We start from the raw sequence: 22,497 nt of genomic DNA on the forward strand, positions 1-22,497 counted from the left end.
GCGGCCACGCCCGATCCGTTGTCGTTGATGCCCGGCCCGTCGGGAACGCTGTCCAAGTGGGCCCCGGCCATCACCACGTCGGTCGCCGACCCGGTCTTGGTCTGCGCAATCACGTTGCGGGCGCGGAAGCTTTGGACGCTCGCGTTGAGTTTGATGGTGGTGGGGCCGGGCTGGCCGCGCAGCTGCACCCCCACCGACTTGGTGACGCTCAGCACCGGAATCTTCACCTCGGTGGTCGGGCCGAGCGTGCCGCCCATCTGTTGTTCGTCGACGTTGTCGGCGATGATCATCGCCACGGCGCCGCGCTGTGCCGCGGCGTTTTCCTTCTGTGCGAACGGGCAGGTGCCGCGGTCCACCAGCACCACGGCGCCCTGCAGCGGCAGGGCGGCGTAGTCGGCGGCCGCGCAACCCAAGTTGTCCGGCGGTGCGGCGAGGAGCGGCCCGCTCACGCCGGCCGGCGGGGTGCCCAGGCTGAAGTCCAGCGCGTGCGCCTCCACCGACTTGCCGCCGACGGTGAGCTCCGGCTTCTCGGCGTGGAACACGCGCGCCGAGAATTCCGGGGTCTGCACGTCAAATCCGCTGCCGCGCAAGACGTTCACCACATAGTCGACGCTGGCCTCGTAGCCGGGCGTGCCCACCGCCCGGGTGCCGTTGTTGGCGTTGGCGATGTCTTGCAGCTTGGTCAGGTGGGCCATCATCGCGTCGGTGGTGACCTTGTCGCGCAGGCCGGCGGCGAATTCGGCCGCGCCGGGGTGCGTTTGCTGCGAGTCGGACGACCGATGCGAGCAGCCGGTCGAGAACGCGGTCAGGGCGATCACGGCCAGCATCGCCGGAATCGTCGTGGATTTGTTCACCATCGCGCCCCAGGTTAGACCGCTGCCGAACCGGCCCGGATCAGGACACGGCGGTATCAGACATGCAGTGCGCTGAAGGGCGCAAAGGGGATGTTGCGCACCACGAACCAGGCCAGCACCAGCGACAGCGTCACGGCGGCGGCCCAGCGCCGGTGCTGCCAGCTGCGGATGCGCCGGCCCACCAGGCGCCCGTAGGTCCAGGAGAAGTAGGCCCACGCCAGCAGCGCGACAGCCGCCAGGCCCAACGCGTTGAACCTGGCGGCCGCCAACAGGTTGCCGTGCAAGAGCGAATACACCATCCGCAAGCTGCCGCAGCCGGGACAGTCGATCCCCAACAACGCCTTGGTGGGGCAGACCGGCAGCGGACCGTTCGGTGTGGTCGGGTCACCCGCCCAGATGGCGGCGCACATCAGCGTCGTGGATGCGGCCACGACCAGTGGCGCACCCAAGCTCGCGTGCGCCGCCCCCCAGCGGGTCACCATGATCGAACTCTAGAACCTTTAGAACATCGCGGCGAGTGCCGCGTTGGTGTCCGTGTTGAGCGCGCCGACCGCCATCAAAATGCCGTAGATGATGCCCACCACGATGCCGATGGCTACCGACCAGATCACCCATTTCTTGGCACTTTCGGCGGACGCCTGCGCCTCGGCATAACGTCCCTGCGCCCACAACCCATTGACCTGGCTCGACTTGACTATCGCCACGATTCCGAAGGGAAGACAGCAGAACAGGGTCGCCAGAATCGACCACACCAGATAGTTATTCGGCGCTTCGCCGGCCGGCTGCTGCGGCGGGTAACCGGGAGACGGCGGCGGGTAATTGGGCGGCGGAGGAGGGGGTTGTGTCATGGATTCTCCAGTCCAGAGAAGTTAGCTGACGTAAAGCGGTCTAACCATACCCGAGCGGACTCTGATCGGCACTAGCAATGCAAAATCTGGTTTAGGCCGGGCCGGGCGCAACGCGCCGGAGACGCCACCGCATTCACCGGGCGGCTCGATTACCGCCGGACTCAACATAATTCGCGAGCGGGCGGCGCAAGCCGCGCGGCACTATCATTTTCCTGGGCCTCTGCCCGTTGAGCCGACGAAGGATGCCTACACAGACAATTGCCTGCGGAACGTATTGCTTTACCACGACATAGACCTACTATCCGTGTTTAGAAGCCGCCGTTAAGGAGCCATTCATGTCTGATTTCAGCAACGTGCTGAGGGCAGCGGTCTTAACGGCCCTCATGGCCGGTTCGGCCTTAGCGGGCGGCGTCACTGCGAGCGCGGACCCGGCCACCACCGGCAACCCGTCGGATATCAACGCGCTTGCGGCCTCGCTGTCGAAGGGCTACGGCCTGAACAACTGCACCGCCGGAAACATCGACCGCAGCACGCAACTGGCGGTACTCAACTGCGGGCAGAGTCCCGACCCGAGCGGCCCGGTTCAGGCCAAGTACGTCCTGTTCACCAACGCCGCCAACTTGGCCACCTCGTTTAAGGCCACCATCAAAGAGGACGTCCTGACCCCCTGCGGGGACGCCACCCAGTCGCCGTCGACCTGGCACAAGGACGGCGCCGCCGACAGCGCCGGTCAGGCGGCCTGCGGCACGTACCGCAACGGCGCCGAGATCATCTGGACCACCGACGCCAAGAACACGCTGAGCTACCTGCGCGCGTCCAACACCGACGTGGCCGCGCTCTACCGGTGGTGGCGCGCCAACGGGTGAGATTCGGCGAAGGGCCGCAACCGATTCAAGAACAGATGACCGAGAGACGTTCGCCCCTCTTTATTTCCATCAACCGCAGGGAGTCAGGAAAATGTCACATCTCAACACCGCGCTGCGAGTCGTGTCGGCCACAGCCTTTACGGGCAGTTTGGCTTTCGCGGGTTGTGCCACCGCAAGCGCCGAACCCAACACGGGTAACGCGGCGGACCTGAACACGCTGGCCGCCTCGCTGTCGAAGGGTTACGGCCTGAACAACTGCAAGTCCCAAGAGCTGACCGAGGCAGGCGAGCTGGCCGAACTGGTGTGCGGGCAAAGCCCCGACTCCAGCGGACCGGGATCGGGTGTCTACGCGCTCTTCTCCAACAGCACGAACCTGGGCTCCGCGTTCAGTTCTACGATCAAGGACGTGTCCCTGGCCGCGTGCGGGGACGCCGGGCAGTCACCGGGAACCTGGAAGCAGAACGGCCAGACGGGCGGCCAGATCGCCTGCGGCACCTACAAGAACTACGCGACGCTGACCTGGACCACCGACGCCAAAAACGTGTTGGGACATCTCACGTCGGCCAACTCCGATGTCAACGCGCTCTACCAGTGGTGGCGCACCAACGGCTGACGCTTAGAGCGCGGCCGCAACCAGATCCGCTACCGCGCGCATCCCGTCGGCGTTCGGGTGCAACGGAGCGGGGCGTCCGGGCAGTGACACACCCAAGCGGGTCGGCAGCGTCGTCCAGGGCTCTGCCGACCATGCGTGGTGCTCCCGGCTGGCCGCGGCGGCGCGGATGAGTCCGCAGCCGGTCGCCGCGGCGGCATCGGCCGTCATCGTCTCCAGCGTCGCGGCCACGTGGCGACCCAGGTCGGCGTCGGCGCTCGACAGCGGCGCGGCCGGCACACCCGGCGGCGGCAGCATCGTCAGGTAGTCGACGAAGAATATCCGTGCCCCCGCGCACCGGTGGCGCACTTCCCGGCCGACCGCGCACAGCGATTCAAACACCGCGTCCAAGGCCGCATCTCGCGCTTGGCGGTCCAGCAGTTCGGTGATGCGGTCCCCCAGCAACGGCAGGTGCCGCAGTGCCCGCGGCAGCGACGCCGCCATCAGCAGCGGGATGTAGCCGACGTCGTTGCCGCCGATGGTGACGGTGACCAGACTTTCGGTGCCGTCCAGCGCGGCGATCTGGGGTGGCGCCCCGCGCTGGCTTTCGGTGAGCACGTGGGCGGTGGTCGCCCCGGAAAAGGTGACGTCGACCAGGTCGTAGCCGTGACGCTGCGCGATCAGGTGGGCGTAGTTGCGTGCGGATCGACCCGACCATCGCGGAGCCCCTGCCGCGCGGGGACGGATGCCCGGGCCCGCGGCCATCGAACTGCCTAGCGCCACATAACGATTCATTGACTTAGGCTGGGGCTGGAAGCCTGCGCCCAGAACCGCTTCGGGATCCGTCCGGCGCGGCGGGCCAGATACCCGGCCGTGACCGCGGCGGCCATCGCGGCGGCCATCGCCGCCGGATCGGCGGCCCGGGTCACCGCGGTCGCCAGAAGTACGGCGTCGCAACCCAATTCCATCGCCAGCGCGGCATCGCTGGCGGTTCCGATGCCGGCGTCGAGCACCACCGGAACGCCGGCCCCGGCGACGATCATCTCGATGTTGTGCGGGTTGGTGATGCCCAGGCCGGTGCCGATCGGCGAACCCAGCGGCATGACGGCCGCGCAGCCGGCGTCCTCGAGCCGGCGCGCCAGCACCGGATCGTCGTTGGTATAGGGCAGCACGACGAACCCGTCATCGACCAATTGCTCTGCGGCTCGCACCAATTCGACCGCGTCGGGCAGCAGCGTGCGTTCGTCGGCGATCACCTCGAGCTTGATCCAGTTGGTGTTCAGCGCCTCGCGCGCCAACTGTGCGGTGAGCACCGCCTCGGCCGCGCCGCGGCATCCCGCTGTGTTGGGCAGCGGCGTGATGCCCAGCCGGTTGAGCAGATCGAGCAATCCGGTGCCGCCCTCGGCGTCGACGCGGCGGATCGCGACGGTGGTCAGTTCGGTGCCCGAGGCCACCAGCGCCTCTTCGAGCACCGCCAGGTTGCTCGCGCCGCCAGTCCCCATGATGAGCCGCGACGCGAAGCTGCGGTCTCCGATGGTCAGCTTGGGCATCTCGGATTTAGCCACCTTGCACCGCCGTCACCACCTCGAGCCGGGCACCGTCGAATAGCTCGGTGGCCCAACGGGATCGCGGTAGCACCGTGTCATCCATGGCCACGGCCACCCCGCGGTCCGGGAACCCCAAGGACTGCAGTAACGCGGCGACCGTGATGGGCGCGTCGACGTCGACCTTCTGTTCGTTGACCAGAACGATCATGGGTGTGCTCCCACCGGGGCCAGTTCGGACACGATCTGTTCTGCCGTCCAGGGCGCCAACAGGAATCCCGACCGGCCGTGGCCCGCGGCGACCAGCGTCCGCGCATCCAGGCGATGCACCAACGGAAGATTGTCCGGGGTCATCGGGCGCAGCCCGGCGGCGCATTCGGCCAACTCGTATTCGCCCAGCGCCGGCAGCACCGCGCACGCGTCGTCGAGCAGGTCGCGCACCCCCGACACGACCGGGGCCGTGTCGCGCCCGTGCTCGTACTGGGTGGCGCCGACGACCACTCCGTCCGCGCGGGGCACCAGGTACACCTGCCGTCCGTGCACCCGGGCGCGAATCACCCGCCGCGGCAACGGCATACAACCCTTGCGCCACCGCAGCCGCAGCACCTCGCCCTTCACCGGGCGCACCGGCAGGCCCGGCCACAACGCCGGCGCGTCGATGCCGTTGGCGATCACCACCGCGTCGGCCTCGACGCGCGACAGCTCGTGCACCGCCGGCGCCCACCGCACCCCGAGGCGCTCACACTCGGCGGCCAGCGCGTCGAGCACCGCGCGGTTGTCCACGGCCAGTTCGGTGGGCGCCCGGAAGCCGTGCCTGATGCCCTGCGCCAGCAGCGGTTCGACGTCGCGGGCCGCCGATTCCCAGACCACCGGGTGCCCCTGGCCGGACAACCAGTCCGCGACGGTGCGCAGGTCGGCGACGTCGGCGCGGTCGACGGCCACCACCAGCGACTCGCGCGCGGTGACCACCCCGGGCGGCAGCCCGTCGGTGAAACCGCCCTCGCGCCACAGCCGCAGCGATTCCAGGCCCAGCCGCAGCAACCGCTCCTCGCCGGGCCAGCCTTCGCTGTGCGGCGCCAGCATGCCGCCGGCCACCCAGGATGCGCCCTGGTGGTCGCTGCGATGCACCCGCACCGACCAGCCGGCCTGCGCGGCGCGGCGCGCCACCGCCAGCCCGATGACGCCGCCGCCGACGACGGCCAGGGACCCCAGTGGGGGTCCCGAGGGCATCCCGGTCATTCTCGAGCCTCCCTTCGCCGGCATGATCCGGATCAGGTGTGACGGTAAGGGCAGGTCCGGGTCGCTCCGGCTGTGCCCACTCTCAGCCCCGCAGTCGCCTCGACTACCCGGGACTCCCGTGTCTGGTGGTTCTCTTCGGCTCCACGCTAGCGCGCTAGCGTCTCGGTGTGCATCAACCTCTTGCCCGGCTGGCCGCGGCGCGACTCTATCTGTGCACCGACGCGCGCCGTGAGCGCGGCGATTTGGCCGAATTCGCCGACGCCGCCCTGGCCGGCGGCGTGGACATCATCCAGCTGCGCGACAAGGGTTCGGCCGGTGAGCAGCGGTTCGGCCCGCTGGAGGCGCGTGAGGAGCTGGCGGCGTGTCAGGTCCTGGCCGCCGCGGCACGCCGGCACGGCGCCCTGTTCGCCGTCAACGACCGCGCCGACATCGCCCGCGCGGCCGGGGCCGACGTGCTGCACCTCGGCCAGGGCGACCTGCCGCTGGGGATCGCGCGCGACATCGTCGGGACGGACGTGCTGCTCGGCTCGTCCACCCACAGCGCCGATCAGGCCGCCGCGGCCGCGCGCAGCGAAGCGGACTACTTCTGCGTCGGGCCGTGCTGGCCCACGCCTACCAAACCGGACCGCGCGGCACCGGGCCTGCCGCTGGTGAAGGTGGCCGCCGGGCTGGGAACCGACAAGCCGTGGTTCGCCATCGGCGGCATCGACGAGCGCCGGCTGCCCGAGGTGCTCGACGCCGGCGCCCGGCGCATCGTGGTGGTGCGGGCCATCACGGCGGCCGCCGACCCGCGGGCCGCGGCCACGCGGCTCAGTTCGGCGCTGGCAGCAGCGCGCTGATCCGGCGGGCCAGCTGCGAGGGCGCCTGGTCGGCCTGCGCCGGGGGCCCGGGCATGCACCAGACGAAGACGCCGGTCTCGATCTCGATCGTGCGCGGCAGGTATCGCCGCCGCTCGTCGCCGTCGCCCAGCGGCAACACCGCCGGCGCGGTGCGCAGCCGCTGCCAGCTGGCGGCGAAGCCCGGGTGCAGCGGCAGGTCGGCCACCTCGTTTTCGGCGACCCAGCGCATCTCGGCGCTTTCCCGGTTGGGCACGGTGTGCAGCAACTCGTCGGCGTCGGCGATCACGGTGGTGTAGCTCCACTGCGTGCCGGCGATGCCGGCGACCTCGGCCGTGACCACCGTGGCGCGCACCGCCAGCCGCTCGCCGAGCAACCCGGCCTCCTCGTTCGCCTCGCGGACCGCGGTCTCCTCGGGCGTTTCGTGGCTGTCCCGGGCGCCGCCCGGCAGCCCCCAGGTGCCGCCCTGATGGCTCCACACGGCGCGATGCTGCAGCAGCACCGCGGGCGTACCGTCGGACTGCGGGGCCCGCAGCAGCAAACCCGCCGCGCCGTACCGGCCCCAGTAATGGGCGCCGCTGTCGGAGATCACCCAACCGTCACCGTCGCCCTGCACCGATTCAGGATATGCAGACTTGGTTGGGGCGTCGCCAATTGCGTCTGCCTCCACCCATCCACCCGAACATGCTCTTAGACTTCGCTTATAGAGGTCCGTGCAGCGAAATCGAGTGGCCGAGAGATGAGGGCTGATCAAACGTGACGGTTGAGCTGGCACACCCGTCGACCGAGCCGCAGGGATCGCGGTCGCCGGCCGAACCGGCTCATCCCCGCTGGTGGTTCATCTCCACGACGCCGGGGCGCATCTTGACCATCGGCATCGTGCTGGCCGCGCTCGGCGGCATCAGCGCCTTCGCCACCTCGACCACCATCAACCACCGGCAGCAGGTGCTGACCACGGTGCTCAACCACACCGAGCCGCTGTCGTTCGCCGCCGGCCGGCTCTACACCACCCTGTCGGTGGCCGACGCCGCGGCGGCGACCGCGTTCATCGCCGAGGCGGAACCACAGCCGGTGCGCCAGCGCTACGAGCAGGCCATCACCGACGCGTCCGTCGCCGTGACCCGGGCCTCGAGCGGGCTCACCGACGAACCGCTGGTGCAGCTGTTGGGCCGGATCAACGCCGAGCTGGCCGTCTACACCGGCCTGATAGAAATCGCCCGGACCAACAACCGGGAGGGGAATCCCGTCGGCTCGTCGTACCTGTCGGAGGCTTCGGGCCTGATGCAGTCGACGATCCTGCCCGACGCGGCGCGGCTGTATCAGGCGACGTCGGAGCGGGTGGACGCGGAAACCACCGCGTCGACGCAGATCCCGGCCCCGGTGATCATGGTGGTCGGCGCCACCGTGATCTTCGGCGCGTTCTCGCACCGCTGGCTGGCGCGGCGCACCCGCCGCCGAATCAACCCGGGCCTGGTGGTGGGCGCACTCGCTATTCTCGTCATGGTGGTTTGGGTTGGAACTGCGCTGACCATTTCTACGACGGCCAGTCGTAGTGCGAAGGACACTGCCGCGGAATCCCTCAAGACCGTCACCAACGTCGCGATCACCGCCCAGCAGGCGCGCGCCGACGAAACCCTGTCGCTGATCCGCCGCGGCGACGAGGAGAAACGCAAGCAATCCTTCTACCAGCGCATCGATTCCATGCACCGCCAGCTCGACCAGTACATGTCCCGCAGCGACGCCGTCGACAAGCCGGACCTCGAGGGCGCCGACCAGCTGTTGCTGCGCTGGCGGCAGGCCAACGACCGGATCACCTCCTACATCTCGGTGGGTAACTACCGGGCCGCGACGCAGGTGGCGCTGGGCAGCAGCGAGGAAGACTCGACCCCCGCGTTCGACAAGCTGGAAGACGAGCTGGTCAAGGCCATGGATCAGGGCCGCATCACGCTGCGCAACGACGTCATCAACGCGCGCAGCGGACTGTCCGGCGCCCAGGTGGGTGGCGTGGTGCTCAGCCTCGGCGCCGCCATCGCGGTGGCGCTGGGCCTGTGGCCGAGGCTGAAAGAGTATCGATGATGCTCGGCCTGCGGATGCTTCGCCGGGCGGGCGCCGCGGCCGCCGCGGTGGTGGTGCTGGCAGGTTGCGGGCACACGGAGTCGTTGCGGGTGGCCAGCGTGCCGACGTTGCCGCCGCCGACACCGGTCGGCATGGAGCAGTTGCCGCCGCAGCCGCCGCTGCCGCCCGACGGCCCGAACCAGAACTGCGACCTGACCGCCAGCCTGCGGCCCTTCCCCACCAAGGCGGAGGCCGACGCCGCCGTCGCCGACATCCGCGCCCGCGGCCGGCTGATCGTCGGCCTCGACATCGGCAGCAACCTGTTCAGCTTCCGCGACCCGATCACCGGCGAGATCACCGGTTTCGACGTCGACATCGCCGGCGAGATCGCGCGCGACATCTTCGGGGCGCCCTCGCACGTCGAGTACCGGATCCTGTCGTCGGACGAGCGGGTCACCGCGCTGCAGAACTCCGAGGTCGACATCGTGGTGAAGACCATGACCATCACCTGCGACCGGCGCAAGCTGGTGAACTTCTCGACCGTCTACCTCGACGCCAACCAGCGCATCCTGGCCCCGCGCGACTCGTCGATCGTCAAGGTCTCCGACCTGTCCGGCAAGCGCGTCTGCGTCGCCAAGGGCACGACGTCGCTGCACCGCATCCAGCAGATCGATCCGCCGCCGGTCGTGGTGTCGGTGGTCAACTGGGCCGACTGCCTGGTGGCGATGCAGCAGCGCGAGATCGACGCGGTCAGCACGGATGACTCGATCCTGGCCGGGCTGGTCGAAGAGGATCCGTATCTGCACATCGTCGGGCCCAACATGGCCACCCAGCCCTATGGCATCGGGGTCAACCTGAACAACACCGGACTGGTGCGGTTCGTCAACGGAACCCTGGAACGGATCCGCCGGGACGGTACGTGGAACACGTTGTACCGCAAGTGGTTGACGGTGCTGGGTCCCGCGCCGGCCCCGCCCACGCCGAGGTATCTGGACTGATGGCCGAGCCGGACAAGCAAACCGAGCAGCCGGAATCCGACCCGGAAGACGTGGCGGACGTGGCCCCGGGCACCCAGCCGGCCGACGTCCAGACCGGCGCGGCGACCGGGCGGCTGCAGGCCACCCAGGCGCTGTTCCGTCCCGATTTCGACGACGACGACGATGACGACGACTTTCCGCACATCTCGCTGGGCGCCCTGGACACCGATCCGCAGGACCGCTTGACGGTCGCGACGCGATCGCTGCCCGCGGTCCGCCAGCTCGGCGGCGGCCTGGTCGAGATCCCGCGCGGACGCGACATCGACCCGCTCGAAGCCCTGATGACCAATCCGGTGGTGCCGGAATCCAAGCGCTTCTGCTGGAACTGCGGAAAACCGGTGGGCCGGTCCAGCAAGAAAGCCAAGGGCACGTCGGAGGGCTGGTGCCCGTCCTGCGGCAGCCCGTATTCCTTTCTGCCGCAACTTAATCCCGGCGACATCGTCGCGGGCCAGTACGAGGTCAAGGGCTGCATCGCCCACGGCGGCCTGGGGTGGGTCTATCTGGCGGTCGACCACAACGTCAACGACCGGCCGGTGGTGCTGAAGGGTCTGGTGCACTCCGGCGACGCGGAGGCCCAGGCGATCGCGATGGCCGAACGACAGTTCCTCGCCGAGGTGGTCCACCCGCAGATCGTGCAGATCTTCAACTTCGTCGAGCACAAGGATCAGCACAACAATCCGGTCGGCCTCATCGTCATGGAGTACGTCGGTGGGCAGCCGCTCAAGCACGGCAAGGGTGAGAAGCTGCCCGTCGCCGAGGCCGTCGCCTACCTGCTGGAGATCCTGCCCGCGCTGAGCTATCTGCACTCCATCGGCCTGGTCTACAACGACCTGAAGCCGGAGAACATCATGCGCACCGAGGAGCAGCTCAAGCTGATCGACCTGGGCGCGGTGTCGCGGATCAATTCGTTCGGATACCTCTACGGCACACCGGGATTCCAGGCCCCCGAGATCGTGCGGACCGGGCCGACGGTGGCCACCGACATCTACACGGTGGGCCGCACACTGGCCGCGCTGACGCTGAATTTGCAGACGCGCAACGGCCGCTACGTCGACGGCCTGCCCGAGGACGACCCGGTGTTGACCACCTACGACTCCTTCCGCCGGTTGTTGCGCCGCGCCACCGACCCCGACCCGCGGCGCCGGTTCGGCAGCACCGAGGAGATGTCGGCCCAGCTGATGGGCGTGCTGCGCGAGGTGGTCGCCCACGACACCGGCATCCCGCGGCCCGGCCTGTCGACGATCTTCTCCCCCAGCCGCTCGACGTTCGGGGTGGACCTGCTGGTCGCGCACACCGACGTGTACCTGGACGGCCAGGTTCACTCGGAGAAGCTGACCGCGCGCGAAATCGTTACGGCACTGCAGGTTCCGCTGGTCGATCCGGCCGACGTCGCCGCCCCGGTCCTACAGGCGACGGTGTTGTCCCAGCCGGTGCAGACGCTCGATTCGTTGCGCGCGGCCCGGCACGGCACGCTGGACGCCGACGGCGTGGAGGTGTCCGAGTCGGTGGAGCTGCCGCTGATGGAGGTCCGCGCGCTGCTGGACCTGGGCGACGTGGCCAAGGCCACCCGCAAGCTCGACGACCTGGCCGAGCGGGTGGGCTGGCAATGGCGGCTGGTGTGGTACAAGGCCGTCGCGGAGCTGCTCACCGGCGACTACGACTCGGCCACAACGCATTTCACCGAAGTGCTGGACACCTTCCCCGGCGAGCTGGCGCCCAAGCTGGCGCTGGCCGCCACCGCCGAGCTGGCCGGCGACGTCGACGACCACAAGTTCTACGAGACGGTGTGGAAGACCAACGACGGGGTGATCTCGGCGGCGTTCGGGTTGGCCAGATCACTGTCCGCCGAAGGGGATCGGGCCGCCGCGGTGCGCACGCTGGACGAGGTGCCCGCCACCTCCCGGCACTTCACCACCGCGCGGCTGACCAGCGCGGTGACGCTGCTATCCGGACGCACCAAGAGCGAGATCACCGAGGAGGACATCCGCGACGCGGCGCGGCGGGTGGAGGCGCTGCCGCCCACCGAGCCCCGCGTGCTGCAGATCCGCGCCTTGGTGCTCGGCTGCGCGATGGACTGGCTGGAGGACAACAAGGCCAGCACCAACCACATCCTGGGCTTCCCGTTCACCGAGCACGGGCTGCGGCTCGGGGTCGAGGCGGCGCTGCGCAACCTGGCCCGCGTCGCCCCCACCCAGCGGCACCGCTACGCGCTGGTGGACATGGCGAACCGGGTTCGCCCCACCAGCACGTTCTAGGGGTTCGTGTTGGGCGCGACTCGGGGCCCGGTTGGGCGCCCGTTTGGGCGCGGCATCCGGCCCGCGTCCCGTCGAGTGTGAATCGTGGGCGTTGAGTGTGAACCCTGGGCGGCGACACGCCGACAAACCACACCGTGGTTTCACACTGAAAGCCGCTATTTCACAGTCGATTTCGTCAACGCTGCACGCACCCGGTGGATGATCGCGGCGGGCCGGTCCTCCGCGACGACCCGGACGACGATCCAGCCCAGCCGCTCCAGCGTTTCGATCCGGCGAATGTCCTTGACGTACTGGCGTCGGTCGGTGCGGTGTTGGTCGCCGTCATACTCGACGCCGACCATGGCGTCCGGCCAGCCCAGGTCCAGGTAGGCGATCGGCAGGCCGTCGGCCCCCAGCACCGGGATCTGGGTCTGCGGCCGCGGCAGTCCCGCGTCGATGAGCAGCAGCCGCAGGTAGCTTTCCCGGGGCGACTGCGCGCCCGCGTCGACCAGCTCGAGCGCGGCCTCTAACGCCCGCAGCCCGGGCGATCGAGGGTGCGCGATCGCGACCCGCAGCACGTCGTCGACCTTGAAACCCGTTGCGCGCGCGAGGGCGTCGAGCCGCACCACGGCGGACCGCACCGCGCCCCGCCGCCCGATGTCGAAGGCGGTTCGCTCCGGTGTGGTGACGGGCAGACCGTCCTGGCGCTGAGTCTCACCGGCATACAGCGTTTCCCGATGCGTCAACACGCCGTTCGGGGGACGGGTGTTGGGATGGATCAGCTCAACAGGCACGCCGTCGGGAATCCATTCGGCGCCGTGCAGCGCCGCCGCGGCCGCTCCCGCGATGACCGCCCTGCGGCCCGACCACAGCCAGGCCGCGCGGATGCGCACCCGCAGCGACGGCTCCACGTGTGCGGGCACGTACACGTTCGGAAACACCGCGCGGTAGGCCGCCCGCAGCTGGTGGCGACTCAGCCTTCCCGACGCCAGCTCCTCGCTGCCGATAAACGGCACTTGCCTCATGCCGCGAACCATCTCACGTCGAACGCGGTCCGCGGGCGCGTCTATGCACAGGCCCCGAGCGCACGGTATCGGCTACTTATCCGCCTAGCACGCTCACGCAGTCGCGGGCGATGGCCAGTTCTTCGTTGGTCGGGATCACCAGCACCGCGATCGGTGAGTCGTCGGCCGAGATCTGGCGCGCCCCCTTGCCGCCGCCGAGATTACGGCGCTCGTCGAGCACGATGCCCAGTTCTTCCATGCCGGCCATCGCGTCGCGGCGCACCGCGGCGTCGTTCTCGCCGATCCCGGCGGTGAAGCTGATGACGTCGGTGTGCCCCAGCACCGCCAGGTAGGCGCCGACGTACTTGCGCAGCCGGTGGGTGAACACGCTGTAGGCCAATTGCGCTGCCTGGTCACCGGATTCGATCATGGTCCGCAGCCGGCGAAAGTCGCGCTGACCGGACAGGCCCAGCACGCCCGACCGCTGGTTGAGCATGGACTCGATGTCGTCGACGCCCATGTCGGCCGTGTGCGACAGGTAGCCGACGACGCTGGGATCGATATCGCCGCTGCGGGTACCCATCACCAGCCCCTCCAGCGGGGTCAGCCCCATCGAGGTGTCCAGCGGCCGGGAACCGGCGATCGCCGAGGCGGAGCAACCGTTACCCAAATGCAGCACAATCTGTTTCAGGTCGCCGACGGGCCGCTCCAGGAAGGCGGCGGCCTGCTCGCTGACGTAGCGGTGCGACGTGCCGTGGAACCCGTATCGGCGGATCTGATACCGCTGAGCGAGGTCGCGGTCGATCGCGTAGGTGGCTGCCGCCGGCGGCAGGTCGTGGAAGAATCCGGTGTCGAAGACCGCGATGTGGGCGATGTCGGGCAGCAGTTTGCGCGCGACCTCGATCCCCTTGAGCGCGGGCGGATTGTGCAGCGGGGCCAACTCCGACAACTCGTGCAGCCGGCCTATCACCGCGTCGTCCAGCAGCGTGGGCTGATAAAAGGCGTTGCCGCCGTGCACCACTCGGTGCCCCACCGCGACGATGCCGCTCGTCTTCAGGTCGATACCGTCATCGGCCAACGCGTCGAACGCGTGGCGCAGCGCGGCGTCATGATCGGGAACCGACGACGATTCCTCTCCGATCCGCTCCACCAGGCCCGTCGCCCGGGCTGTGCCCGAATCCGGGTCGACCACTTGGTATTTCAGCGACGACGAGCCAGAGTTGATCACCAGCACCAGGCGGGAGCCACTCGTTTCCGTCACGGCCGCCCCTGCGCCTGGATCGCGGTGATGGCCACGGTGTTGACGATATCTTCGACCAGCGCGCCCCGCGACAGGTCGTTCACCGGCTTGCGCAGGCCCTGCAGCACCGGCCCGATGGCGAGCGCGCCGGCGCTGCGCTGCACCGCTTTGTAGGTGTTGTTGCCGGTGTTGAGGTCGGGGAAGATCAGCACCGTGGCCCGACCGGCCACCGGCGAGTCCCGCAATTTGGTGGCCGCGACCGACGGTTCGATCGCGGCGTCGTATTGGATGGGCCCCTCCACCGGCAGGTCGGGGTCGCGTTTGCGCACCAATTCCGTTGCCGTCCTGACCTTGTCGACGTCCGCACCGGCGCCGGAGTCGCCGGTCGAGTAGGACAGCATCGCCACCCGCGGTTCGATGCCGAACTGGGCGGCGGTGCGTGCCGAGGAGATGGCGATGTCGGCCAGCTGCTCGGGCGTCGGGTTCGGGATGATCGCGCAGTCACCGTAGGCCAGCACCCGATCCGGCAGGCACATCAGGAAGATGCTGGACACCGTCGAGACGTCCTGGACCGTCTTGATGATCTCGAATGCCGGCCGAACGGTGTGCGCCGTGGTGTGCGCGGCGCCGGACACCATGCCGTCGACATGGGAGTTCTGCACCAGCATGGTGCCGAAATACGTGGCGTCGCGCATGGCCTCGCGGGCCTGCTCGACCGTGACACCCTTGGCCTTGCGCAACTGCGCGTACTGGTCGGCGAACTCGTCGCGCAGCGGGCTACTGCGCGGATCGATCACGGTCGCGTCGCCCAGGTCCACCCCGAGTTCTCCCGCGCGCTGGCGGATTTGGGCTTCGTCGCCCAGGATGGTCAGGTCGGCGACGCGGCGCTGCAGCACCCGGCCCGCCGACTGCAGAATGCGGTCGTCGTCGCCTTCGGGTAGCACGATGTGCTTGCGGTCCGCGCGTGCCTGCAGCGTCAGCTGGTGAATGAACATCTGCGGCGTGACCACGGTGGGAATCGGAATCGCAAGCTGGGCAAGCAGATCGGGGACGTCGACGTGGCTGTCCATCAACTCCAGCGCGGTGTCGATCTTGCGCTGCGAGGTCGCGGTGACCCGGCCCCGGGCCGACGCCGCCGCGCTGGCGGTGTCGTAGGTGCCCAGCGCGGTGGCGACGATGGGCAGGCGCAGCCGAAGCCCGGCGACCAGGTCGGCGATGGACGGATGCAGCTGGAAACCGCCGTTGAGCACGATGCACGACAGCGACGGAAAGCCTTCGGCCGCATGGGCACTGGCCACGGCCAGTACTACGTCCGAGCGGTCGCCGGGGGTGATGACCGCCATGCCGTCGCGCAGGCGTTCCAGGACGTGGTCGGCGGTCATCCCGGCGACCAGCACGCCGGTGACCTCGCGTTCGCGCAGTGACTCTTCGCCGCTGACCGGCGCCCCGCCGACGGCCTTTTCCAGCTCGGCCACCGTCGGCGCGGACAGCAGCGGCGCGTCGGGCAGCACGTAGGTGCGCTGGGCGAATTTGCGCAGGGCCTGCGCGACCTCGGTCAGCTCGGCCGGCTCACAGCGGTTGGCCACCACGGCGGCGGTGTGGGCGTGCTGGGCGTCCAGCTCGGCCAGGCAGACCTCGACGACGCTGGCGACCTCGGCGGCCGTGCGCCCCTTGCCACTGACCGTCAGCAACAGCGGCGCACCGAGATTGACCGCGATGCGCGCGTTGGTCGAAAGCTCCGCGGGCCGGGTCACGTCGGTGTAGTCGCTGCCGACGATCACCACCACGTCGCACGCCTCGGCCACCGCGTGGTAGGCGTCGACGATGGCGGCGATGGCCGCGTCACCGTCGGCGTGCAGCTGCGCATAGGTGACGCCGACGCATTGCTCGTAGGTCAGACCCGCGGTGGTCCGCGACAGCAACAATTCCAGGATGTAGTCGCGGTCCTCGCCGTCGTCGGAGCGCGTAATCGGGCGGAACACACCGACTTTGGCGACCGTGGCGGTCAACCGGTGCAGCAGCCCCAGCGCGATCGTCGACTTGCCGGTCTCCGGCTCGGGGGCCGCGATATAGATCGCTGTCACTGGACGGGCACGGCGCCGCAGACCGCTTAGGCCAGCCGCCGCAACCGCGGCGCCAGGTCCTTCTCGAAGAGCTCCAGGAACCGGCGCTGGTCATGCCCCGGCGCGTGGAACACCAGGTGGTTCAGGCCCCATTTCACGTACTGGCCGACCTTTTCGACCGCCTCGTCGGGATCCGACGCCACGATCCAGCGCTTGGCCACCTGCTCGATCGGCAGCTCGTCGGCGGCCTTCTCCATTTCCAGCGGGTCGTGAATGCTGGTCTTCTGCTCGGCCGTCAGCGACAGCGGCGCCCAGAACCGGGTGTTCTCCAGCGCCTTGTCCGGGTCGGTGTCGTAGGAGATCTTGATTTCGATCATCCGGTCGATGTCGTCGGGATTCTTGCCTGCCGCCTCCGCGCCCTCCTTCATGGCGGGCATCAGCTTGTCCTTATACAGCTCCTCGCCCTTGCCGGAGGTGCAGATGAAGCCGTCGCCGGCGCGGCCCGCGTACTTGGCCACCTGGGGACCGCCCGCGGCGATGTAGATCGGGATGCCACCCTCGGGCACGTCGTAGATGGAGGCGCCCTTGGTGTGGTAGTACTCGCCCTCGAAGTCCACCCGGTCGCCCAGCCACAGCTCGCGCATCAGCCGCACCGATTCGCGCAGCCGGGCATAGCGTTCCTTGAACTCCGGCCACTCGCCCTCGTAACCGGTGGCAATCTCGTTGAGCGACTCGCCGGTGCCGACGCCCAGGAAAATGCGGTCCGGGTACAGGCATCCCATCGTGGCGAACGCTTGCGCGATGACGGCGGGGTTGTAGCGGAAGGTCGGGGTGAGCACCGAGGTGCCCAGCACCAGCCTCTTGGTGCGCTCGCCGACGGCGGTCATCCAGGCCAGCGAGAAGGGCGCGTGTCCGCCCTCGTGCCGCCACGGCTGGAAGTGGTCACTGACGGTTGCGCTGTCCATGCCGTGCCCCTCGGCGGCGACAGCGAGTTCGACGAGCTCGCGCGGTGCAAATTGTTCAGCGGACGCTTTGTATCCGAGTTTCAGTTCAGCCACTCGTTCTTTCTACTCCTGTGCTGATGGTCGCGACCCGCTACGCCCGGCTTCGCCGCGCTTGCGATCGCTCCTGGCTGACGGTCGCGACCCGCTACGCCCGGCTTCGCCGCGCTTGCGATCGCTCCTGTGCTGACGGTCGCGACCCGCTACGCCCGGCTTCTACACTCGCGGGCATGGGATCGGCGCCAACCCTCGTCCAAGTGACCGACACGGTCTACCTCGCCCGGGGCGAGGCCGTTAACTGGACGTTGGTCGTCGACGGCACCGGCGTGCTGCTGATCGACGCCGGATATCCCGGCGACCGCGAGGACGTGCTGTCGTCGCTGCGGGAGCTGAGCTACGGCCCCGGTGACGTGCGGGCCGTCCTGCTCACGCACGCCCACATCGACCACCTGGGCTCGGCGATCTGGCTCGCCAACGAATACGGCACCGCCGTGTACTGCCACGCCGAGGAAGTGGGCCACGCCAAACGCGAATACCTGGAACAGGCGTCGGTTTTCGATGTGGCCCTGCGTATTTGGCGGCCGCGCTGGGCGGCGTGGGGCCTGCACGTGTTGCGCAGCGGCGGCCTGATCCGCGACGGCATCCCCTCCACCCGGCCACTGACCGCCGAGGTGGCCGCCGGGCTGCCGGGGCACCCGCGGCCGGTGTTCACCCCCGGGCACACCAGCGGGCACTGCTCGTACGTGGTGGACGGGGTGCTGGTCAGCGGCGACGCGCTGATCACCGGGCACCCACTGCTGCGTCGGGGTGGGCCGCAGCTGCTGCCCGCGGTGTTCAGCCACAGCCAGCAGAACTCGCTGCGCAGCCTGGACGCGCTGGCCCTGCTGGACACCGAGGTGCTGCTGCCCGGTCACGGCGACGTGTGGCGCGGCCCGATCCGGGAAGCGACTGCGCGCGCCATCTCGCTGGCTCAGTAGTGGAGAGGCGTTGTGCCGGTTGCTAAATCGATCGCATCGGGCTTTGATCGTGAATCCTGGGTCTTCAGTGTGAACCTACGGCGGGTGTTGTCGGCGTGTCGCCGCCAAGGATTCACACTGAAAACCGACGATTCACACTCGACCGGCGAGGGCGAGGACCGGCGCAGGCGCCGAACTCAACTCAAGCCAGCCACTTCTCGAAGGCGATCGGAATGAACGGGCCCCACGACGGCAGTGGATCCGGTGTTATCCGGGTGTATCCCGTCGCGTCATAGAGCGCCTCGGCCTCCGGTTGCCGGTTCCCGGTGATCAGGTAGAGCCGCCGATACCCACGCGCCAGGGTTTCGGCCTCCAGCGCCGCCAGCAGCGCCTTGGCGTAACCGCGGCGCCGGTGCCTGGCGTCGGTCCAAATCCGCTTGAGCTCGGCGGTCTCGGCGTCGTACCGGCGAAACGCGCCGCCGGTCACCGGCTCGCCGTCCACCATGCCGATCAGCAGTCCGCCATCCGGCGGCGCCAACTCGGCCTCCGGCACGGGCAGCCAGGTCAGGTGGGTGCTCGGTGTCCCGCCGTACCGTTGCGCATACTCGACGGCCAGTTCGGCCAGCAGCGGTTGCGCCAGCGGGTCGTCGTGAGTGGCCGACACGAACCGCAGTCGGCCGCGGGGCGTGGTTGATTCCGGCATCACCAAGACTCAAACGCGTGTCGCGGTGACGTATTCCGGGATGAACTCCGAGTCGCCGGCTCCGGCGCTTCGCCGCCTGCCCAGGCCCAGCGCACCCAGCAGTTCGGTGAGGCCGCGCCCGGCGGTCTCCCAGCCATTGGACGCCAAATACTCTGGCACGTAATGGTATTCGCCCGGATAGGTCAGGCTGGCCAGGTCGACGTCTAGACCGCGCTGTCGCCAGCCGTCGACGAATGCACGCTCGGCCCCGAGCTGCAACGGATTCCAGGTGGGCATGTGATCGGCGGTGAACCGGCTACCGGCGGCGCTCGAGGCGGTGACGGCGTCGAGCACATGGTTCTGCTCGTCGGGCGGCAGGTAGCCGACGAGCAGCTGCTCGGCGACCCAGACCGTGGGCTGGGCGGCGTCGAACCCGACCCGGCGCAGCGCCGCCGGCCAATCCTGGCGCAGCTCGATGCCGACCGCACAGCGGTGGGTGGCCAATGTGGCGTCCAGCCCGCGCAGCACCTCGGCTTTGAAGTCGAGCACCTCCGGCCGATCGATCTCGTAGACCGTGGTGCCCTTGGGCCACCACAGCCGGTACGGCCGGGTGTCGAGGCCCGACGCCAGGATGACCACCTGCCGGATGCCCGCCCGGCCGGCGTCGGCCAGGAATTCGTCAACGAACCGCGTGTGCGCCGCCAGCGCGTCCATCAGCGCCGTCATGGCCGGGTCGTCGCCCTCGTCGGCCGCGAACACGTGATCGGTGATCGCGCGGGTGAGGTAGTCGATCCCGACGGCGCACAACAGCGGCTCGGCGAAGGGATCGTTCAGCAGGCCCTGGTGGGTGGCCACCGCCCGCGCGGCCGCGCCGAAGGTTGCGGTCACCGCCACGTCAACCGTCTGCGCCATGGTCGCCTCAGACGCCGGAGCGCCGCCGCAGGGCCAGCCCGGCGGCCACTCGCCAGCCCAACAACAACAGCGCGGTGACCGTCGTCGCCACCACCACGAAACTCGCCGCCACGCCCGCGGAGGTCGCCTTGCGCAACAGCATGCCGACGAGCACCGTGCACAGCCACACGACGACCCCGGTCGGCGCCACCGCGGTCGGCCGGCGCCACGCGCGGGAGACGAGCCACCCGACGACGGTGCCGGTGAGAAACGGCCACGCCGTCACGGCGACGCCGGTGATGTTGAGACCTTCGTCGTGGCTGCGGCGACCCACGGCGCAGAACACCAGCACGCCGATGACATCCACCGCGAGCCAGGCCGGCCCCCGGAGCCTAAGCATGCAGCGAGACTACCGGGACGTCGCATGATCCTTGACCGCGCAGCCGCGGTGAACCTAGATTCGTCAGCAATGAATCCCCATTCACTCCGCCGGTCCGGCGGTGGTAACCGGCGGCCCGACGGTGGCAGGCTGAGGACATGAGCACTCAGACACCGCCCGCCTTCGACCGCGACGACCCGCTCGGCCTCGACGCCTCGCTATCCAGCGACGAGCTGGCGGTGCGCGACACCGTCAGGGAATTCTGCGCCGAGAACGTGCTGCCGCACGTGGCGGAGTGGTTCGAGATCGGCGACCTCCCGGTGCGCGAACTGGCCAAGGGGTTCGGTCAGCTCGGGCTGCTGGGCATGCACCTGGAGGGGTACGGCTGCGGCGGCGCCTCGGCCGTGCACTACGGGCTGGCGTGCGTGGAGCTGGAGGCCGCCGACTCCGGTCTTCGGTCGATGGTCTCGGTGCAGGGTTCACTGGCCATGTTCGCGATCTGGAATTTCGGGTCCGAGGAGCAGAAGCAGGAATGGCTGCCCGGCATGGCCACCGGTGAGCTGCTCGGCTGCTTCGGGTTGACCGAACCCGATGTCGGCTCCGATCCCGCCGCGATGAAAACCCGGGCGCGCCAAGACGGTTCGGACTGGGTGCTCAACGGCCGCAAGCTGTGGATCACCAACGGCTCGGTGGCCGACGTCGCGGTGGTGTGGGCCACCACCGACGATGGGATTCGCGGCTTCATCGTGCCCACCAAGACACCGGGCTTTTCCGCCAACACGATTCATCACAAGCTGTCGCTGCGGGCCTCGATTACCAGCGAGTTGGTGCTCGACGACGTGCGGGTGCCCGCCGAGGCGATGTTGCCCGAGGCCAAGGGGCTGCGCGGGCCGCTGTCCTGTCTGTCCGAGGCCCGTTACGGAATCGTCTGGGGCTCCATGGGAGCGGCGCGCTCGGCGTGGCAGGCCGCATTGGATTACGCCACGCAGCGCACCCAGTTCGGCCGGCCCATCGCCGGATTTCAGCTGACCCAGGCCAAGCTCGTCGACATGGCGGTCGAGCTGCACAAGGGCCAGCTGCTCTCGCTGCACCTCGGCCGCCTCAAGGACAGCGTGGGCCTGCGACCCGAGCAGGTCAGCTTCGGCAAACTCAACAACACCCGCGAAGCGATCAAGATCTGCCGGACCGCACGAACCATATTGGGCGGCAACGGGATATCGCTGGAATACCCCGTGATCCGGCACATGGTGAACCTGGAATCGGTGCTGACCTACGAGGGCACACCGGAGATGCACCAGCTCGTCCTCGGCCAGGCGTTCACCGGCAGCGACGCCTTCCGCTGACGACAGACCCATGGCCGCACGCCTCGAGTACACGTCCGAGCATCACCAGTTCCGGGAATTGGTACGCGATTTCGTGCACCGGACGGTCGTGCCCAATCACGAGAAGTGGGAACGGGACGGCCAGTGGGATCGCGCGCTGTTCATCGAAGCCGGAAAGCTCGGACTGCTGGGCTTTTCCGTACCCGAGCGCCTCGGCGGCCCGGGCGTGGCCGACTTCCGCTACAACGCGATCGTCATCGACGAGTTGCAGCGGGCGGGCGCGGCCGCCGAGGCCATCGCCTTCACGCTGCAAAACGACGTGGTGCTGCCCTACCTCACCGACCTGACCACCCCAGAACAGCAACGGCGCTGGTTGCCCGGCGTGGTCACCGGCGAGACGGTGCTCGCCATCGCGATGACCGAGCCCGGCACCGGCAGCGACCTGGCCGGGATCCGCACGACGGCGGTGCCCGACGGTGACGACTACGTCGTCAACGGCGCCAAGACCTTCATCTCCAACGGGCAGATCGGCGACCTCTTCGTCGTCGCGGTGCGCACGTCGCCGGACCGTCACCACGGCCTGTCGCTGCTGGTCGTCGACCCCACCCCGAGCGCGAGCCGCTCCTGGGGCAGGTTCTTCATCAGCTGGTAGAAGCCCTTGCCCTCGTCCTCGAGCAGATTGGCCCTGGGCACCCGCATGTCGGTGAAGGTGAGCTCGCTGGTGTCCTGGGCGTGCAGGCCGATCTTGTCCAGGTTGCGGCCGCGGGAGAACCCCGGTGTGGTGGGGTCGACGACCAGCAGCGACAGGCCGTGGTGACGGTCCGGCGACGTGCGCACCGCGACGACGAAGAGGTCGC

General features: G+C 69.0%; 24 protein-coding genes, 1 pseudogene and 1 riboswitch. Of the genes and pseudogenes, 9 read left to right on the forward strand and 16 right to left on the reverse strand.

Annotation, left to right across the window (positions count from 1 at the left end; genetic code table 11):
• The 3 genes from A5646_RS11465 to A5646_RS11475 all read right to left on the reverse strand — a co-directional run.
• On the reverse strand, positions 1-857 hold an 857-nt coding region (locus A5646_RS11465; protein ID WP_156748815.1), incomplete at its 3' end, for a PA domain-containing protein.
• Between the two features lie 53 nt (positions 858-910).
• Positions 911-1,336, reverse strand: a complete 426-nt coding sequence (locus tag A5646_RS11470; protein WP_066872434.1) for a DUF2752 domain-containing protein — start codon at positions 1,334-1,336, stop codon at positions 911-913.
• A gap of 18 nt (positions 1,337-1,354) precedes the next feature.
• Positions 1,355-1,702 (reverse strand): CD225/dispanin family protein, encoded by a 348-nt coding sequence (locus tag A5646_RS11475; protein WP_066872431.1) that lies wholly within the window; start codon positions 1,700-1,702, stop codon positions 1,355-1,357.
• A gap of 335 nt (positions 1,703-2,037) precedes the next feature.
• On the opposite strand from A5646_RS11475, the gene A5646_RS11480 reads away from it, so the two are divergent.
• Both A5646_RS11480 and A5646_RS11485 read left to right on the forward strand, forming a co-directional pair.
• On the forward strand, positions 2,038-2,568 hold the full coding sequence (locus A5646_RS11480; protein WP_067021776.1) for a serine/threonine protein kinase: 531 nt from the start codon (positions 2,038-2,040) through the stop codon (positions 2,566-2,568).
• A gap of 91 nt (positions 2,569-2,659) precedes the next feature.
• Positions 2,660-3,181 (forward strand): serine/threonine protein kinase, encoded by a 522-nt coding sequence (locus A5646_RS11485; protein ID WP_066872426.1) that lies wholly within the window; start codon positions 2,660-2,662, stop codon positions 3,179-3,181.
• Between the two features lie 3 nt (positions 3,182-3,184).
• On the opposite strand, the gene A5646_RS11490 is transcribed toward A5646_RS11485, so the two are convergent.
• The 4 genes from A5646_RS11490 to thiO are packed head-to-tail and all read right to left on the reverse strand — an operon-like array spanning position 3,185 to position 5,931.
• Positions 3,185-3,952: an SGNH/GDSL hydrolase family protein gene (locus A5646_RS11490; RefSeq protein WP_067021778.1), complete on the reverse strand. Its 768-nt coding sequence runs from the start codon at positions 3,950-3,952 to the stop codon at positions 3,185-3,187.
• Positions 3,949-4,707 carry a thiazole synthase gene (locus A5646_RS11495; protein ID WP_066877924.1) on the reverse strand — a complete coding sequence of 253 codons (759 nt, stop codon included), beginning with the start codon at positions 4,705-4,707 and terminating at the stop codon, positions 3,949-3,951. The genes A5646_RS11490 and A5646_RS11495 overlap by 4 nt, the downstream gene beginning before the upstream one ends.
• Before the next feature lie 7 nt (positions 4,708-4,714).
• Complete coding sequence (thiS, locus tag A5646_RS11500; protein ID WP_066872420.1) at positions 4,715-4,912, reverse strand: sulfur carrier protein ThiS; 198 nt, start codon at positions 4,910-4,912, stop codon at positions 4,715-4,717.
• Positions 4,909-5,931, reverse strand: a complete 1,023-nt coding sequence (gene thiO, locus A5646_RS11505; RefSeq protein WP_067021792.1) for a glycine oxidase ThiO — start codon at positions 5,929-5,931, stop codon at positions 4,909-4,911. Before thiO ends, thiS begins: the two co-directional genes overlap by 4 nt.
• A 1-nt stretch (position 5,932) precedes the next feature.
• Positions 5,933-6,070, reverse strand: a riboswitch (TPP riboswitch).
• Between the two features lie 37 nt (positions 6,071-6,107).
• Between thiO and thiE the strand changes: the two genes are divergently transcribed.
• Entirely contained in the window at positions 6,108-6,779 is a 672-nt protein-coding gene (gene thiE / locus A5646_RS11510) for a thiamine phosphate synthase (protein ID WP_067021783.1), read from the forward strand.
• On the opposite strand, the gene A5646_RS11515 is transcribed toward thiE, so the two are convergent.
• A complete protein-coding gene (locus tag A5646_RS11515) occupies positions 6,751-7,392 on the reverse strand; it encodes an NUDIX hydrolase (protein ID WP_067021784.1) in 642 nt (213 codons plus the stop codon). The two genes, thiE and A5646_RS11515, sit on opposite strands and share 29 nt — an antisense overlap.
• A 140-nt stretch (positions 7,393-7,532) precedes the next feature.
• Between A5646_RS11515 and glnX the strand changes: the two genes are divergently transcribed.
• Genes glnX through A5646_RS11530 form a run of 3 tightly spaced genes read left to right on the forward strand, consistent with a single transcriptional unit; the run spans position 7,533 to position 12,123 of the window.
• Positions 7,533-8,852: a protein kinase G-activating protein GlnX gene (gene glnX / locus A5646_RS11520; protein WP_066872410.1), complete on the forward strand. Its 1,320-nt coding sequence runs from the start codon at positions 7,533-7,535 to the stop codon at positions 8,850-8,852.
• Positions 8,852-9,829 carry a glutamate ABC transporter substrate-binding protein gene (locus tag A5646_RS11525; RefSeq protein ID WP_067021786.1) on the forward strand — a complete coding sequence of 326 codons (978 nt, stop codon included), beginning with the start codon at positions 8,852-8,854 and terminating at the stop codon, positions 9,827-9,829. Before glnX ends, A5646_RS11525 begins: the two co-directional genes overlap by 1 nt.
• Positions 9,829-12,123 (forward strand): serine/threonine-protein kinase PknG, encoded by a 2,295-nt coding sequence (locus tag A5646_RS11530; RefSeq protein WP_066872404.1) that lies wholly within the window; start codon positions 9,829-9,831, stop codon positions 12,121-12,123. The genes A5646_RS11525 and A5646_RS11530 overlap by 1 nt, the downstream gene beginning before the upstream one ends.
• A gap of 155 nt (positions 12,124-12,278) precedes the next feature.
• Here the strand turns inward: A5646_RS11530 and A5646_RS11535 are convergent, their stop codons facing one another.
• The 4 genes from A5646_RS11535 to fgd all read right to left on the reverse strand — a co-directional run bounded on the left by A5646_RS11535 (position 12,279) and on the right by fgd (position 17,467).
• Positions 12,279-13,127: an endonuclease domain-containing protein gene (locus tag A5646_RS11535; RefSeq protein WP_066877861.1), complete on the reverse strand. Its 849-nt coding sequence runs from the start codon at positions 13,125-13,127 to the stop codon at positions 12,279-12,281.
• Between the two features lie 76 nt (positions 13,128-13,203).
• Positions 13,204-14,367, reverse strand: a complete 1,164-nt coding sequence (locus tag A5646_RS11540) for an acetate kinase (protein ID WP_156749186.1) — start codon at positions 14,365-14,367, stop codon at positions 13,204-13,206.
• On the reverse strand, positions 14,364-16,430 hold the full coding sequence (gene pta / locus A5646_RS11545) for a phosphate acetyltransferase (protein ID WP_067021789.1): 2,067 nt from the start codon (positions 16,428-16,430) through the stop codon (positions 14,364-14,366). Before pta ends, A5646_RS11540 begins: the two co-directional genes overlap by 4 nt.
• Positions 16,431-16,456: 26 nt before the next feature.
• Positions 16,457-17,467: a glucose-6-phosphate dehydrogenase (coenzyme-F420) gene (gene fgd / locus A5646_RS11550; RefSeq protein WP_007768513.1), complete on the reverse strand. Its 1,011-nt coding sequence runs from the start codon at positions 17,465-17,467 to the stop codon at positions 16,457-16,459.
• Positions 17,468-17,640: 173 nt separating this feature from the next.
• Between fgd and A5646_RS11555 the strand changes: the two genes are divergently transcribed.
• A complete protein-coding gene (locus A5646_RS11555; protein ID WP_066872395.1) occupies positions 17,641-18,387 on the forward strand; it encodes an MBL fold metallo-hydrolase in 747 nt (248 codons plus the stop codon).
• Between the two features lie 181 nt (positions 18,388-18,568).
• Here the strand turns inward: A5646_RS11555 and A5646_RS11560 are convergent, their stop codons facing one another.
• From A5646_RS11560 to A5646_RS11570, 3 genes are read right to left on the reverse strand one after another with little or no spacing between them, the layout of a single operon-like run.
• A complete protein-coding gene (locus tag A5646_RS11560; protein WP_066877862.1) occupies positions 18,569-19,072 on the reverse strand; it encodes a GNAT family N-acetyltransferase in 504 nt (167 codons plus the stop codon).
• Between the two features lie 6 nt (positions 19,073-19,078).
• Entirely contained in the window at positions 19,079-19,960 is an 882-nt protein-coding gene (locus A5646_RS11565; RefSeq protein ID WP_067021790.1) for a class I SAM-dependent methyltransferase, read from the reverse strand.
• Positions 19,961-19,967: 7 nt separating this feature from the next.
• Positions 19,968-20,339, reverse strand: coding sequence for a DUF3054 domain-containing protein (locus A5646_RS11570; protein ID WP_066872389.1), 372 nt, complete (start codon positions 20,337-20,339; stop codon positions 19,968-19,970).
• A 137-nt stretch (positions 20,340-20,476) separates the two neighbouring features.
• Between A5646_RS11570 and A5646_RS11575 the strand changes: the two genes are divergently transcribed.
• The gene (locus A5646_RS11575) at positions 20,477-21,661 is read left to right on the forward strand and encodes an acyl-CoA dehydrogenase (protein ID WP_066872387.1); all 1,185 of its coding nucleotides are present in this window, start codon (positions 20,477-20,479) and stop codon (positions 21,659-21,661) included.
• A gap of 10 nt (positions 21,662-21,671) precedes the next feature.
• Positions 21,672-22,262: pseudogene (locus tag A5646_RS11580) on the forward strand (acyl-CoA dehydrogenase family protein); the annotation flags it as partial.
• Here A5646_RS11580 and A5646_RS11585 read toward each other — a convergent pair.
• A complete protein-coding gene (locus A5646_RS11585) occupies positions 22,211-22,477 on the reverse strand; it encodes a hypothetical protein (RefSeq protein WP_369806932.1) in 267 nt (88 codons plus the stop codon). The pseudogene A5646_RS11580 and the gene A5646_RS11585 sit on opposite strands and share 52 nt — an antisense overlap.
• Positions 22,478-22,497 lie beyond the last annotated feature (20 nt).

Source organism: Mycobacterium sp. 1245499.0 (genome assembly GCF_001673615.1).
In the GTDB taxonomy this organism is placed as follows: domain Bacteria; phylum Actinomycetota; class Actinomycetes; order Mycobacteriales; family Mycobacteriaceae; genus Mycobacterium; species Mycobacterium europaeum_A.